The following is a 13,392-nucleotide window of genomic DNA, read 5'->3' as shown; positions in this document are numbered from 1 at the left end:
CGGCGTGGCGATCTACGCGGCGGCCTGGTTCCGGGGCGGACACGTTGAACGCTTCGCCGCCGCGGTGATGCTCGTGGTTTGCGTGCTCATAACCCTCAACTTTCTGCGCACGGTGGACGGCACTCACAACTATCTGCCCGGGCGGATCGCCGACTACGGACGCCTTCTTCTTTTTGGCTGGCTGTGCTTGCGCTCCGACCGTTGGTGGCCCTTCCTCATGACGGCGGCCTTCGGTCTGATAGCGGTGGTCGATGTCGTGGGATGGCTTGATCCGGCCATTTCCCAGTGGGGCGTGGCCTCCGCCAAACTCGGGCTCGGCTACCTCGCCGACCTGAGCCTGTTGCTCGGCGTCTGGGAGCGTCGGCTTGCGGGAGAAGAACCGGCCGGCCGCGCCGCCTGGGCGCGTGCGGATACGGCGACGAGCGCCCGACAGAATGGAAGCGGTCAAGCCCGTCGATCAGTCGCCGGCCGGTCGGGCGAACCCGCAGAGGTCTTTCCATGACCATCTGGGTCGCGGTCGGAGTCTGCCTTGGCATGGCGGCCTATGCCGTCGCCTGGATCTGGGGCGGTCGGACTGAACGCTTCGCCGCAGCGGTGATGCTTCTGCATTTCGCGGTCGCGGCCATGTCCATCATCTACGGATGGGAAGGCGCGGGACTCTATTTGCCCCGCATGATCGCCGACTACGTCCGCCTTCTGATCTTCGGCTGGCTATGCTTGCGGTCCGACCGCTGGTGGCCCCTCCTCATGACTGCAGCATTGGTGCTGATGGTGGTGGCGGAGGTTGTCGGGCTTAACAATCCCGAGATTGCGCAGTGGGGCGTGGTCTCAGCCCAGATCGGCTTTGGCTATATCGTCGACCTCACCCTGCTGCTCAGCGTCTGCGAGCGCTGGCTGGCGGGAGAGCCTTCGGCCCGTCATGCGGCGTGGGTGCGCGCGGCTGCCGCGACGGCCGCCAGACGCCGGAAGAAGGCCTTGCGGCGTCCGGACGTCGACCTCGCTCGTCTCTGGAAAGCGCGAACCCGCGGCCCACGGCCTCGCATCCCGCGCCTCCCTGCTTGACTTCCCCCCCAAGCCGTCCGACCTCGGACGCATGACGCCGCCCGCCCCCGCCGACGACGAGAAGGAACCCCTTCGCCCCCTGCTGGCGCGGATCTGGCGCGACTACCTTTCGCATCACAAGGCGGCGCTGTTCCTGTCGATGCTGTGCGCCGCCGTGGCCGCCCTGATGACAGCCGCCATCCTCAAATTGCTGGAACCCGCCATCAACGGCCTGTTCCTGAATCTTGAAGAGCCGGTCTCCCTGTGGGGGCTGTCCATTTCCCCCGAGCGTGCGCTCGTGGTCATCCCTTCCGCGATCATCGGCGTTGCCCTGGTCCAGACGATCGCCTCGCTGGGCCAGGCCGCGCTCGTCAACCGGCTCGGTCACGGCATCGTCGGGGACATCCAGGTGCGGCTGTTTGCGGCGATGATCCGCGCCGACCTCGCCCGGCTGCGCAGCCAGCACTCGGGCAGTTTTGTCTCCTCGGTCCTGTTCGACGCCAACCTTGTCCGCGAGGCTTTCACCAACGGTCTGGTCAACTACACCCAGCACAGCCTGACGCTGGTGGCGGTGATCGCCTCCATGGCCTTCATCGACTGGCAGCTGACAGCCATCGTCCTGCTGGGCGTGCCCGTGATCACCCTCGTCCTGCGCCGTTTCTCGAGGCGCACGCGCAAGGCCACCACCGGCGCGATGAAGGAAACCGAAAACCTCTCCACCGCCCTGATGGAGAACCTCGACGGCGTCCGCCTTATCAAGATCGAGAACCGCGAGGCCGCCGAGGAATCCCGCGTCGGCGAGGTCGTCTCCCGACGCCAGCGCCACGTCATCAAATCCGCCGACTCCCGCGCCTTCGCCGGCCCCTTCAGCAATCTGGTGGCCATGATCGTGGTCGCCGCCGTCATGGCCTACGCCGGCTGGCGGGCCCAGGACGGCGCAATGAGCGTCGGCGCCTTCGCCGCCTTCATCGGCCTGCTGATGGCCGCCGGCCAGTCGCTGCGTCAGGTGACCAATCTGCAGACCGTCATGACCGAGGGCCTGACCGCCGCCCGCCGTCTGTTCGCCGCCCTCGACATCCAGCCCGAGATCCGCGAGACGCCCGACGCCGCCCCGTTCGAACACGGCCCGACCACCGTCGCCTTCGACCGCGTTTCCTTCGCCTACGGCCCGGCCTCGGAGGGCGCGGCCCCGACCCTGTCCGACGTCAGCCTGACCGTCGCCCCGGGCGAGACCGTCGCCCTCGTCGGTCCCTCCGGCGGCGGCAAGAGCACGATCCTCAGCCTGTTGCCGCGCTTCTATGACGTGACGGGGGGCGCCGTGACCCTGAACGGCCGCGACATCCGCGACCTGAAGCTGCACGACCTGCGCGCCGCCATCGCCCTGGTGACGCAGGAGCCCTTCCTGTTCGACGACACCATCGCCGCCAACATCGCCTACGGCCGCCCCGGCGCCACCGCGGAAGACATCGTCTCCGCCGCCCGCGCCGCCGCCGCCCACGACTTCATCACCGCCCTGCCCGAGGGCTACGCCACCCGCGCCGGCGAGGCGGGCCTGCGCCTGTCCGGGGGTCAGCGCCAGCGCATCGCCATCGCCCGGGCCTTCCTCAAGGACGCGCCCATCCTGCTGCTGGACGAGGCCACCAGCGCGCTCGACACCGAGAGCGAGGCCCTCGTGCAGGCGGCTCTCGAACGGCTGATGCAGGGCCGCGCCACCCTGATGATCGCCCACCGCCTGTCGACCGTGCGCAACGCCGACCGCATCCATGTCATCGAGGCCGGCCGCGTCGTCGAAACCGGGTCGCACGCCGCGCTGGTCAGGAAGGGCGGGCTCTACGCCCGCCTCGCGAAGCAGCAGTCGCTGGACGGCGACCCCGTCACGGTCGCGACCGTTTCATGAGACCGCTGCGCAACCCTGTCATCCAGGCGACCCTCGCCTGGATCCTGGCCCAATGGATGCGGTTCTGCTTCGCCACCATCCGCTGGACGCACCGCAACGAGGCCGCGGCCGAAAAGGTCTGGGCCGACGGCGGCGGCGTGCTGTGCGCCTTCTGGCATTCGCGCATCGGCCTTTCGCCCGCCTGCTGGCCGCTGGACAGGGCCCAGTCGCCCAAGGCCCTGATCTCGCTCAGCCCCGACGGCCAGTTCATCGCCCGGGCCGTGGCCCGTCTCGGCTTCCCCGCCATCCGCGGCTCCTCGTCCAACAAGGACAAGGCCGACCGGGCGAAGGGCGGGTCCCAGGCCCTGCGCGACGGCCTGCGCCAGCTCAAGGGCGGCGGCGGTCTGGCCATCACGCCCGACGGCCCCCGCGGGCCGATGCGCGAAATGGCCGAAGGCCTGCCCCTGCTGGCGAAGCTTTCGAAGGACCCCGTCCTGCTGATCGGCCTGTCCTGCAATCCGGCGATCCGGCTGAACAGCTGGGACCGCGCCGTGCTGCCCCTGCCGTTCGGGCGGGGCGCCATCGTCTGGGACGTCGATCGCTTCCCCGAGGGCGCCGAACTGGCCGATGTCGCCCGCGACTGGGCCGCGCGCCTGACCGCGGTCGAGGCCGCCGCCGACGCGCTCGTCGGCCTGGAGCGGATCTGACGTGAGCCTCGCCCTGACCGTCTACCGCCTGCTGACGCGGATGCTCGAGCCCCTGGCCCCGCGCCTGCTCGACGCCCGCGCCAAACAGGGCAAGGAAGACCCCGCCCGCGTCGATGAGCGCCTCGGCTTCGCCTCGGTCGCGCGGCCCGAAGGCGACCTCGTCTGGCTGCACGGCGTCAGCGTCGGCGAGACCCTGTCCCTCCTGCCCCTGGTCGAACGCCTGCGAAAGGGGCGGCCTGACCTGACCGTACTGGTCACCTCCGGCACCCTGACGTCAGCCGCCCTGCTGGCCCGCCGACTTCCCGCCGGGGTCATCCACCAGTTCGCCCCGGTCGACACGGCCGGCGCCGTCGCCGCCTTCCTCGACCACTGGAAGCCGGCGCTGGGCGTCTTCGTCGAGAGCGAACTGTGGCCCAATCTCATCCTTCAGGCCCGCGCCCGCGGCGTGAAGCTGGTCCTCGCCAGCGCGCGGATCACCGAAAAGACCGTCGAGGGCTGGCGCCGTTTCCCGGGCGCCGCTCGCGAAATCCTGTCCGCCTTCGATCGCATCCTGCCGCAGGACGAGACCTCCGCGGCCCGGCTGGAGAGCCTCGGCGCCCGTATCGACGGCCAGGTGAACCTCAAACTCGCGGGCGAGGCGCCGCCGCACGATCCCGCCGCCTTCACCCGTCTCAGCGCCGCTATCGGCGACCGGCCCGTGGTCGTCGCCGCCAGCACCCATGACGGCGAGGAAATCGCCATCGTCCGGGCCCTCGACAAACTGGCCGACCGGCTGTGCCTGATCATCGTCCCGCGCCATCCCGAACGCAGCGCCGGGATCGCCGCCGCCCTGACCCGCGACGGCTACGGCTTCGCCGTCCGCTCGCACGGACGCGAATTGAACAGCCATACCGACCTCTATGTCGCCGACACCCTGGGCGAGATGGGGCTGTTCCTGCGGCTGGCCGACGTCGTGGTCATGGGCGGCTCGTTCTCCGCCGCGCTGGAGAAGCCGCCGGTGGGCGGTCACAATCCGCTGGAGCCGGCCCGCCTCGGCAAGCCCGCCGTGACCGGCCCGGACATGACCAACTGGGCCGCCGTCGCCGACGCCCTGGTCAGCGCCGGCGGCCTGACCGTCGTCGAGGCGCCCTGGGACCTGCCCGCCGTCCTCGCCCCCCTGCTGGCCGACGAGGCCGAGGCCAGACGCATGGGCGAACGCGGCCGCCGCGCCGCCGCCGAGGCGGGCTCCGGTCTTGACCGGCTGTGGGATGCGCTGGAACCGCTGCTGCCGGCGAGAACCCGCCGATGACGTCCCTCCTCATTCCGTCATTCCGGGGCGCTCGAAGAGCGAACCCGGAACCCAGGGGACCGGATCCGGTCTTCGATGGAGGCCGACAGGAGCGCGCGCCCTCCTGGGTTCCGGGTTCCGCTTCGCGGCCCCGGAATGACGGGTTTGGCAGGCGGGCCCGCAGATGAAGCTGAACACCCCCCGCTGGTGGTACGCCCGCGAGCCGCGCCACGCCTCGGTGCTGCGCTTCGTGCTCAAGCCGGTCTCGTGGATCTGGGCCGCCGCCACCGCCCGCCGCATCGCGCGCGGGACTCCCGTCGATCCGGGCGCCGCCGTCATCTCCATCGGCAACCTGACCGTCGGCGGCTCGGGCAAGACCCCGGTCGCCCGCGAGGTCCTGCGCCTGCTCCGCGCCTCCGGGGTCGAAGCCCACGCCCTGTCGCGCGGCTATGGCGGCAGGCTGGAAGGGCCGACACGCGTCGACCTGACCGTCCACACCGCCGCCGACGTCGGCGACGAGCCCCTGATGCTGGCGCTGGACAGCCCCGCCTGGATCGCCCGCGACCGCGTCGCCGGCGCCCGCGCGGCCGCGCAGGCCGGCGCCCGGGCCCTCGTGCTCGACGACGCCCACCAGAACCCGGCCCTCAAGAAGACGCTCAGCCTCATCGTCGTCGACGGCGAGACCCGCGACGGCGAATGGCCCTTCGGCGACGGCTCGGTCTTTCCCTCGGGTCCGATGCGCGAGCCGCTGAAGGCGGGCCTGTCCCGCGCCGACGCCGTGGTCGTCCTCCTGCCCGCCGATCTCGGGGAAGCCGATCCGGAACTGGTCGAGACCTTCGGCGCGTTGCCGGTCTTCATCGCCCGGCTGGAAGCCGCCGCCCCGCCCCCGCCCGGCCCGCTCCTCGGCTTCGCCGGCATCGCCAAGCCGTGGAAGGTCGAGCGCTCGCTTGCAGCCGCCGGCGCCGACCTCGCCGACTTCGCCCCCTTCCCCGACCACGCCGAATTCCGCGAGCAGGACCTGCGCTTCCTCGCCGACCGCGCCGACCAGTTCGGCGCCCGCCTGATCACCACCGAAAAGGACTGGTCCCGCCTGCCGCCGGAATGGCGCGCGCGGGTCGTCTCATGGCCGGTGAAGGCGAAGTTCGAGGATGAGGCAGGGTTCGGAGAATTGCTCCGTCGCGTCACCTCTCCATCGGCGTAGGCCGATGGGGAGGACAGATCGGCGCGTCAGCGACGATCAGGAGGGGGCGGCTCCGGCGGGAGTCGGTTCGCGCCGGACTCTCATCCGCCGGAGCCGCCCCCTCCTGACCGCTGCGCGGTCTGTCCTCCCCATTCGCCTTCGCTCATGGGGAGGTGAACCTTACTCCGCCCGGTACACCACCCCGCCCTTCATCACGAACCGCACGTGCTCCAGCACGGTCACATCCGTCAGCGGATCGCCGTTGACCGCGATGAGGTCCGCCGGCATGCCCGCGGCGATCCGCCCGGCCTCGTTCGAGATCCGCAGGTGCGAGGCCGCCCCCACGGTCGCGGACTGCACCGCCTCCAGCGGCGTCAGGCCGGCCCGGACCAGCAGCGCGAACTCCCCGGCGTTGTCGCCGTGGGCCGAAACGCCCGTGTCGGTGCCGAACGCGATCCGCACCCCGCCCTCATGCGCCCGCCGCGCCATGTCCAGCATCTTCGGCCCGGCCTCCAGCGCCTTGGCCGTCTGGGCCGGGGTGAAGAAATTGTTCGGACCCGAGGCGATCCGGGCCACGAAATCCCCGGCCATCAGGGTCGGCACCAGCCAGACGCCGTCGCGGCGCATCAGCCGGATCGACTCGTCGTCCAGCCAGGTCCCGTGCTCGATCGAGTCGCCGCCGGCCCGCAGGAAGCTGTTGATCCCGTCGGCGCCGTGGGCGTGGGCCGTGACCAGACGGCCCATCCGGTGGGCCGCCCCGACGATCCCGGCCAGCTCCTCGTCCGAGAACTGCTGGCCCAGACCCGCCGCCGTATTGGACAGCACCCCGCCCGTGGCCGTGATCTTGATGATGTCCGCCCCCGACCGCACCTGGGTGCGCACCGCCCGCATGCAGTCGTCGACGCCCGAGCAGACGCTCTCGTCGGACAGCAGATGCATGACGTCTTCACGGTAGCCGTTGATGTCCCCGTGGCCGCCGTGGACCGAAACCGCCGAGCCCGAGGCGATGATCCGCGGTCCCGGCACGTCGCCGCGCCGGATCGCGTCGCGCAGGGCGAAGATGGACTCATTGGTCGCGCCCAGATCGGCGACCGTCGTGAACCCGGCCATCAGGGTCCGCCGCGCATAGCGGGCGCCGACCATGGCCTGTTCGGAATTGGACTGGGTCACCGCCTCCAGACGCCCGTTCGGGTTCTGCTCGCCGGTCAGATGCACATGGCTGTCGATCAGTCCGGGCAGCACGAACGAGTCGCGCAGATCGACGATCCGGCCCTCTCCGACAAAGCCGTCGCGCACTTCGACGACCTGGTTCCCTCTGATCACGAGAGTTTTATCGCGCTGCACAACGCCGGTCGCCGGATCGGCCAGAAGCCGGCCCGCATGAACGAACGTCGTTCCCTCATCGGGAGAAACCGGCGCGACAGCCGGGGTTTGCGCCGCGGCGCCTGTGGCCAACAATACGGCCGCGGCCGCCAGCAACGATGTGATCGACTTCACGAAACCCTCCCGGAAACAGGCCTGCACCTTAGACGTCCGGGCGGTTTCGCCAAGGCTCAGGTTGATCCCTCCGTTACGACCTGAAACAACCTGTGCTCCAGAAACGTGCGAGGGGCGTCGCATGCGGCTAGCGAGACGTGGATTCATACTGGGCGGCGCTGCGCTGCTGTCGGGCTGCGCCACCGCGTCCGCGGCCACGCAGACGGCGGCTTTCCGGCCCCTGCCCGGCCTGGCGCAGACCCAGGTTCCGACCATCGTCATCGCCCAGCCGCCCGAGGTCATCACGGCCGAGCTGAACACCACCCGCCCGCTCGATCCCCGCGGCCAGATCCGTCAGGAGCTGATGGACCGCGCCATGGCCGCCCTCGACATCCACAAGGGCAGGATCACCCAGCGCGACCGCATGTATCTGGTCGACTTCCAGAAATTCTCGGGCGACGAGCGCCTGTACGAGGTCGACCTGCACGGCGGCGCCGTCACCCTGATGCGCACGGCCCACGGCCGCGGCTCCGATCCGGCGCACAGCGGCTACGCCCGCGAATTCGGCAATACGCCCGAGAGCTACAAGTCCTCGGTCGGCGCCTACGCCACCGCCGGCCCCGGCTTCGGCGCCCAGCAGGGCCCCAACGTCCTGCTGGACGGGCTGGAATATTCCAACGACCGCGCCCGCGAGCGCGCCATCATCATCCACGGCGCCGACTACGCCGACCCGGCCTTCCTCGCCCGCGAGGGCAAGCTGGGCCGGTCCTACGGCTGCTTCTCGGTCGCCCACGCCGACCTGCCCCGCCTGCGCGAGCGCATGGGCGAAGGCCGGCTGCTGTTCGCCTGGGCCTGACCCCCGACCGCCTTTGACATCACCACCGGGGTTGCGCTTGATGCCTGCCTGCCCGGAGTGAATCGATGCTCGCACTGTTCGCCGCCGCCTGGCTCGCCCTCGCCGTCCAGGAGTCCGCGCCCCGGGATCCCGATCCCGTGCCCACGGCCGGGCCCGGCGAATGGATGCTGCTGCAGCATTTCTATCCCGGGCCGACTCCGGGCCGGGGCGTCGACTACTGGGTGTCCGCCAATGACTACGGCGCCGGACCGAACGCCGAGGGCCTCGTCCGCGTGCGGACCGTCACCCCGGGCGACTTCGACGCCGACCTGCAGCCGACGCGGTTCATGGATTTCGTGCGCGAGGCCGACTGCGTCAACCGGCGTGAGCGCACCTATGTCGACGGTGTCCCGGGCGACTGGCAGGTCCTGCCGGACTTCGTCCCCGGCGCGCAGATGATCTTCGACCTCTGCTACCCGAACGGCATGGCCAACCGGTGGAAGGAGCCCAGCCTCGAGGCGGCCCTCGCCCGCAGCCGCGAGCTCGAACGGCTGCACCGGCTCAAGGAGTCCCGGCCGCACTATTGAGCGGCTTCGGCCCTGTCCATCGCCCGCCAGCCGATGTCGGTGCGGTGGAAGCCGCCCGGCCAGTCGATCTTCCTGATCGCCGCATAGGCCCGCTCGCGCGCCTCGGCGATGTCCTTGCCGCGCGCGCAGACGTTCAGCACCCGGCCGCCCGCCGCCGCCAGCTGCCGGTCCGCCCGCCGCCGCGTGCCCGCGTGGAAGACCTGCACATGCGGCCCGAAATCCTGCTCGGCCCCGCGGATGATCGAGCCGGTCAGCGGACTGTCGGGATAGCCCGAGGCCGCCAGCACCACGCAGATCACCGTCTCGTCGTGGAAGGCCGGGACCGGCGCCCGGGTCAGGTCGCCCCGCGCGCAGGCCAGCAGCAGGGGCACGATATCCCCGTCCAGCCGCATCATCAGCACCTGGCACTCCGGATCGCCGAAGCGGGCGTTGAACTCGACCACCTTGGGCCCGTCCTCGGTCGCCATCAGCCCGGCGTACAGCACCCCGCGATAGGGCATGCCCTCGGCCGCCATGGCCGCGACGACGGGCTGGACGATCAGCCGGTCGGCCGCCTCGACCAGCTCGGGCGTGAACACCGGCGCCGGCGAATAGCTGCCCATCCCGCCCGTGTTCGGTCCCAGATCGCCGTCATAGGCCCGCTTGTGGTCCTGCGCCCCGCCCAGCAGCACGGCGCGCTGGCCGTCGCAGACGGCGAACAGCGAGCCCTCCTCGCCGGCCATGAACTCCTCGATCACCACCCGCGCCCCGGCCGTGCCGAACCGGCCGCCCAGCATCCGCTCGATCTCGGCCTCGGCCTCGCGCTTGTTGGGGCTGATGGCCACGCCCTTGCCGGCCGCCAGGCCGTCGGCCTTGATCACATAGGGGGGCTTGAACACCGTCAGCGCCTGCCGCGCCTCGTGCAGCCGCTCATAGACGCCGTAGCCGGCCGTCGGAATCTCGTGCCGCTCCATGAAGGCCTTGGAGAAGGCCTTGGAGGTTTCCAGCTGGGCCGCCTTCTTGGTCGGTCCGAAACAGGGGATGCCCGCAGTCGCCAGACGGTCGGCCAGCCCGGCCTCCAGCGCCGTCTCGGGCCCGACCACCACCAGATCGGCCTTCATCTCGCGCGCCAGGGCGCACAGCTTGTCCGCTTCGGTGACCTTGATCGGGGCCAGTTCGCCCAGCTTTTCCATGCCCGGATTGCCCGGCGCGATGACCAGACGCCGCAGCAGCGGCGACTGGGCGATCTTCCACGCCAGGGCGTGCTCTCGCCCGCCCGATCCGACCAGCAGGATATTCATGCCCGCGCAATGACCGCACCGGAGGGGCCGGTCAAGTCGTGCATGGTTACCGCATGACCATGGCGGAGATCACATAGACCCCCGCCCCCAGCAGAAACAGCAGGCCGATGACCAGCCAGGGGCTGACCGCCGGAGCGCGGCTGCGCCGTCCGAGATCGCGTTCGCGCGGGTCCTGGTCGTTCGGGTCGGTGTCGCGGGGGTCTGCCATCCTTCGGCAACGGCCCGCCGCCCCTGCCCGTTCCCGCGCCATTGCGGACCGGGGATTCGCCGCTAAACCTCGGGGCATGAAGATCCTGCCCTACTACGAAGCCTTCCCTGACTCGCCCGCCTACAGGGAGATGCAGCCGCTACGCATTCCCGCGGGCTGGAGGATCGGCTGGAACCAGCTGCTCGTGACCATGGACGGCGACCTGACCGACATCGGCGGCTCCTCGGTCTTCCACGCCACGAACGAGGGTCGCCGCTTCAACATCGACGTCGAGTTCCGGCCCGAGTTCGATCCCGAGGGCGCCTTCCACCTGACGGTGATCTACCAGCCCTGGCCCCGGACCGATCGCGGCCGGCGGCGGCAGGACGTCCCCTTCCGCTTCGACGGCGATGCGCAGACGGTCCACACGTTCGAGACGCGGTCCTATCTCCATCTGATCGCTGAACTGGAACACTGGATCGCGCGCTGCACCATCTGGGCGCGTGAAGAAAACTAGCGGACGGGCGGCTCACCGGAGCCTGCGCTCTCACGCCCCGGCCGGGATCGGCCCGGGCGGGCTGACCTGTTTCATCAGGGTGTCGTTCCACGTGCCCTCGACCTGCACATGGGCCGCCGCTCCCAGCAGCGTCGCCTCGATCAGATTGTGGTTCAGATAGACATAGAGCCCGGGCTGGCGGAATTTGTAGAGCGCGGCCCCCGCCGAGCCGCCGCGGATGAACCAGGTTTCCAGATCCCGCTGGGGCGGATTGGCGAATTTGCCGGTCTCCCAGACCCAGTCGCCGTGCCCGCCGATCAGATGCGGACGGGTGTCGCGATTGGCCTGCGAGTGGACGAACAGCACCGTCTCGCCGACCCTGGCCTTCAGCGCATTTTCGCCGGTCAGCGCCCCATGGCCCCCGTTGAAGATGATGTGGCTCGGCACGAGGCCGCGCATCGCCTCGATCGTGTCGGCGTATCCTTCCTCGGCCGTCGGATAGGTCGTGTATCCGCCGGCCCCGTTCCTGGGCAGGTAGAGGTCGAACTCGCCGATGGTGAAGACCTTGTCGTAGGTCAGTTTCTTGCCTTCGGCGTCGGACAGTCCGGCGCGCGGCAGGACCATAAGGACGCCATGCATGCCGGAAACCACATGCCAGGCGACCATGCCCTCCGGGGCGCAGTGATAGACGAACACGCCCGCGCGGGTCGCCTTGAACCGCAGGGTCGCCTGCTCGCCCGGATTGACCAGCGTCAGGGCGGCTCCGCCCAATGCGCCCGTCGCGCCGTGGAAGTCGATGTTGTGCGGCAGGGTGCTGTCCGCCGGATTGACGAGCGTCAGCTCCACATAGTCGCCCTCGTGGACCACCATGGTCGGCCCGGGCATGGAGCCGTTGAAGGTCATCGCGTGGAAGGTCGTGCCGGCCTCGTCCACCACGATGGTCTTCGACTGGGTCGTCATCCGGAACTTCACCACCCTGGGCGGCCCCTTGGCGACCTGATCATGGGCGTGGACGAACGGCGGCGCGACCAGATCGACCGTGACGCTTTCCAGGTCATCGGGGTTGGTTTCGGCGTCGCCGTCGCTGCTCGCGGTCCCCTGGGAACAGGCGGCGACGGTTGCGACCAGCGCCCCGGCGGCGGGGAGCACGAACATGGCGGAGCGTCGATCAAGCATTGTTTGGTTTCCCGACGACGCCTGGATGATCGAGGAGGGAATTCGCAGGGCCGCGCGCGAACATACCGTCGCCGTGCTGCAAAATTGATCGGTTGGAATACTTAGGGTGAATACCGGAACGCAAGAAAGTGCTCCGGTGTAATTGAGGCGGCGACACCTTTGGTTGCGGCGAAGTCAGGTGATAAGAGCGTTCCGGTCAGTCCTGGATTTGAGGGAACGATCATGACCCGGGTTCTTCTTTTGATGGCGTCGGCCGCCCTGCTCACCTCATGCGGAGAGTCGGAGCCTGCGCCGGCCGCCCCGGCGCCCTCGACCGCCGGACCCGCGTCCCCGGCGTCGACTACGACGCCGACTCCGGCCGCCGCCGCGCCCGGGGCGATTTCGGATGCGGACGCGCAGTTGACGCTGGCCACCCTGTCCCCTCCGTACAACACCGCCGACCTCGCCAATGGCCGGGCCGCCTTCGCCCGTTGCCGCTCCTGCCACACGCTGGCGGAGGGCGGCGCCCGCCTTACCGGACCCAATCTGTGGGGACTGTTCGGGCGTCAGGTCGGATCCATGGAGGGCTACACCTACTCCAGGGCCGTCCAGGACGCCGACTTTGTCTGGGGCCCGGACAACCTGGATCACTGGCTGGACAATCCGAAGGAATTCCTGCCCGGCAACAAGATGACCTTCGCCGGCCTGCACGACGCCGAGGACCGGCGTGACCTGATCGCCTATATCGCCACCCAGACCCGGCGCCCGCCGACGGCCTAGGGGGCTCGTCAGGCGGTCGGCGGACCGCCGCCGGGGAGACAGCGGGCCGGCGCCCATTCCCGCCGCCGCCTTCGCCCGCTACCCTGCCCCGATGAGCGACGACTCCTACGTCTTCGAGGGCCCGGCTGACGAACCGCCGCCGCCCGCGCGGGACAACAATCCTCCGCAGACGGTCTCGGAACTGTCGTTCGCCCTCAAGCGCACGCTCGAGGACCGCTTCGGCCACGTCCGCCTGCGCGGCGAGATCTCCAAGGTCAATCACCACGCCTCGGGCCACGTCTATCTGACGCTCAAGGACGACAAGGCCGCTATCGACGGCGTCATCTGGAAGGGATCGGTCCGCGGCCTCGGCGTCCGGCCCGAGTCGGGCCTCGAGGTCATCGTCACCGGCAAGATCACCTCCTATCCGGCGCGGTCGTCGTACCAGATCGTCATCGAGACCATGGAGGCCGCCGGCGCCGGCGCCCTTCTGGCCCAGCTGGAGCGGCTGAAGGCGAAACTGGCCGGCGAGGGCCTGTTCGAACC

The 13,392-nt window shown here is 70.0% G+C and carries 15 protein-coding genes; 11 read left to right on the top strand and 4 right to left on the bottom strand.

From position 1 onward, the window contains the following. From V6M42_RS14455 to lpxK, 6 genes are all read left to right on the top strand, one after another. On the top strand, nucleotides 1–502 hold a 502-nt coding region (locus V6M42_RS14455), incomplete at its 5' end, for a hypothetical protein (RefSeq protein ID WP_332679154.1). Then, nucleotides 499–1,062, top strand: coding sequence for a hypothetical protein (locus V6M42_RS14450; protein ID WP_332679153.1), 564 nt, complete (start codon nucleotides 499–501; stop codon nucleotides 1,060–1,062). The genes V6M42_RS14455 and V6M42_RS14450, both read left to right, overlap by 4 nt. 31 nt (nucleotides 1,063–1,093) lie before the next feature. Next, nucleotides 1,094–2,938: an ABC transporter ATP-binding protein gene (locus tag V6M42_RS14445; protein WP_332679152.1), complete on the top strand. Its 1,845-nt coding sequence runs from the start codon at nucleotides 1,094–1,096 to the stop codon at nucleotides 2,936–2,938. After that, a complete protein-coding gene (locus V6M42_RS14440; RefSeq protein ID WP_332679151.1) occupies nucleotides 2,935–3,624 on the top strand; it encodes a lysophospholipid acyltransferase family protein in 690 nt (229 codons plus the stop codon). The genes V6M42_RS14445 and V6M42_RS14440 overlap by 4 nt, the downstream gene beginning before the upstream one ends. Before the next feature lies 1 nt (nucleotide 3,625). After that, nucleotides 3,626–4,912, top strand: a complete 1,287-nt coding sequence (locus V6M42_RS14435) for a 3-deoxy-D-manno-octulosonic acid transferase (protein ID WP_332679150.1) — start codon at nucleotides 3,626–3,628, stop codon at nucleotides 4,910–4,912. Between the two features lie 163 nt (nucleotides 4,913–5,075). Then, the gene (gene lpxK, locus V6M42_RS14430) at nucleotides 5,076–6,092 is read left to right on the top strand and encodes a tetraacyldisaccharide 4'-kinase (RefSeq protein WP_332658031.1); all 1,017 of its coding nucleotides are present in this window, start codon (nucleotides 5,076–5,078) and stop codon (nucleotides 6,090–6,092) included. A gap of 159 nt (nucleotides 6,093–6,251) precedes the next feature. Here lpxK and V6M42_RS14425 read toward each other — a convergent pair whose 3' ends face one another. Continuing rightward, on the bottom strand, nucleotides 6,252–7,559 hold the full coding sequence (locus V6M42_RS14425; RefSeq protein ID WP_442880980.1) for an amidohydrolase family protein: 1,308 nt from the start codon (nucleotides 7,557–7,559) through the stop codon (nucleotides 6,252–6,254). A 130-nt stretch (nucleotides 7,560–7,689) separates the two neighbouring features. Here V6M42_RS14425 and V6M42_RS14420 point away from each other — a divergent pair, with 130 nt between their 5' ends. Continuing rightward, entirely contained in the window at nucleotides 7,690–8,403 is a 714-nt protein-coding gene (locus tag V6M42_RS14420) for a murein L,D-transpeptidase catalytic domain-containing protein (RefSeq protein WP_332679149.1), read from the top strand. Between the two features lie 65 nt (nucleotides 8,404–8,468). Continuing rightward, on the top strand, nucleotides 8,469–8,969 hold the full coding sequence (locus V6M42_RS14415; protein ID WP_332679148.1) for a hypothetical protein: 501 nt from the start codon (nucleotides 8,469–8,471) through the stop codon (nucleotides 8,967–8,969). Here the strand turns inward: V6M42_RS14415 and purD are convergent. Beyond that, a complete protein-coding gene (gene purD / locus V6M42_RS14410) occupies nucleotides 8,963–10,249 on the bottom strand; it encodes a phosphoribosylamine--glycine ligase (RefSeq protein ID WP_332661169.1) in 1,287 nt (428 codons plus the stop codon). The genes V6M42_RS14415 and purD overlap by 7 nt on opposite strands. A gap of 46 nt (nucleotides 10,250–10,295) precedes the next feature. Next, entirely contained in the window at nucleotides 10,296–10,457 is a 162-nt protein-coding gene (locus tag V6M42_RS14405; RefSeq protein ID WP_332661168.1) for a hypothetical protein, read from the bottom strand. Nucleotides 10,458–10,533: 76 nt separating this feature from the next. Here V6M42_RS14405 and V6M42_RS14400 point away from each other — a divergent pair, with 76 nt between their 5' ends. After that, nucleotides 10,534–10,953: a hypothetical protein gene (locus tag V6M42_RS14400; protein ID WP_332679146.1), complete on the top strand. Its 420-nt coding sequence runs from the start codon at nucleotides 10,534–10,536 to the stop codon at nucleotides 10,951–10,953. A gap of 30 nt (nucleotides 10,954–10,983) precedes the next feature. Here V6M42_RS14400 and nirK read toward each other — a convergent pair whose 3' ends face one another. Further along, nucleotides 10,984–12,108: a copper-containing nitrite reductase gene (gene nirK, locus V6M42_RS14395; RefSeq protein ID WP_332679145.1), complete on the bottom strand. Its 1,125-nt coding sequence runs from the start codon at nucleotides 12,106–12,108 to the stop codon at nucleotides 10,984–10,986. Nucleotides 12,109–12,330: 222 nt separating this feature from the next. Here nirK and V6M42_RS14390 point away from each other — a divergent pair, with 222 nt between their 5' ends. Beyond that, nucleotides 12,331–12,867 carry a c-type cytochrome gene (locus V6M42_RS14390; protein WP_332679144.1) on the top strand — a complete coding sequence of 179 codons (537 nt, stop codon included), beginning with the start codon at nucleotides 12,331–12,333 and terminating at the stop codon, nucleotides 12,865–12,867. Nucleotides 12,868–12,958: 91 nt separating this feature from the next. Next, the coding region (locus tag V6M42_RS14385) for an exodeoxyribonuclease VII large subunit (protein WP_332679143.1) at nucleotides 12,959–13,392 on the top strand (434 nt) is incomplete at its 3' end.

It is taken from the genome of Brevundimonas sp. (genome assembly GCF_036677305.1).
Taxonomy (GTDB): Bacteria; Pseudomonadota; Alphaproteobacteria; order Caulobacterales; family Caulobacteraceae; genus Brevundimonas.
Note: the sequence above shows the minus strand (reverse complement) of the source record. Positions and strands in the feature narration are given on the sequence as shown.

What these genes read in the sequence shown, in the direction of transcription:
- V6M42_RS14450 (WP_332679153.1), top strand. Translation starts at nt 499, where the DNA reads ATGACCATCTGGGTCGCGGTCGGAGTCTGCCTTGGCATGGCGGCCTAT.
- V6M42_RS14445 (WP_332679152.1), top strand. Translation starts at nt 1,094, where the DNA reads ATGACGCCGCCCGCCCCCGCCGACGACGAGAAGGAACCCCTTCGCCCC.
- V6M42_RS14440 (WP_332679151.1), top strand. Translation starts at nt 2,935, where the DNA reads ATGAGACCGCTGCGCAACCCTGTCATCCAGGCGACCCTCGCCTGGATC.
- lpxK (WP_332658031.1), top strand. Translation starts at nt 5,076, where the DNA reads ATGAAGCTGAACACCCCCCGCTGGTGGTACGCCCGCGAGCCGCGCCAC.
- V6M42_RS14420 (WP_332679149.1), top strand. Translation starts at nt 7,690, where the DNA reads ATGCGGCTAGCGAGACGTGGATTCATACTGGGCGGCGCTGCGCTGCTG.
- V6M42_RS14415 (WP_332679148.1), top strand. Translation starts at nt 8,469, where the DNA reads ATGCTCGCACTGTTCGCCGCCGCCTGGCTCGCCCTCGCCGTCCAGGAG.
- purD (WP_332661169.1), bottom strand. Translation starts at nt 10,249, where the DNA reads ATGAATATCCTGCTGGTCGGATCGGGCGGGCGAGAGCACGCCCTGGCG.
- V6M42_RS14405 (WP_332661168.1), bottom strand. Translation starts at nt 10,457, where the DNA reads ATGGCAGACCCCCGCGACACCGACCCGAACGACCAGGACCCGCGCGAA.
- V6M42_RS14400 (WP_332679146.1), top strand. Translation starts at nt 10,534, where the DNA reads ATGAAGATCCTGCCCTACTACGAAGCCTTCCCTGACTCGCCCGCCTAC.
- nirK (WP_332679145.1), bottom strand. Translation starts at nt 12,108, where the DNA reads ATGCTTGATCGACGCTCCGCCATGTTCGTGCTCCCCGCCGCCGGGGCG.
- V6M42_RS14390 (WP_332679144.1), top strand. Translation starts at nt 12,331, where the DNA reads ATGACCCGGGTTCTTCTTTTGATGGCGTCGGCCGCCCTGCTCACCTCA.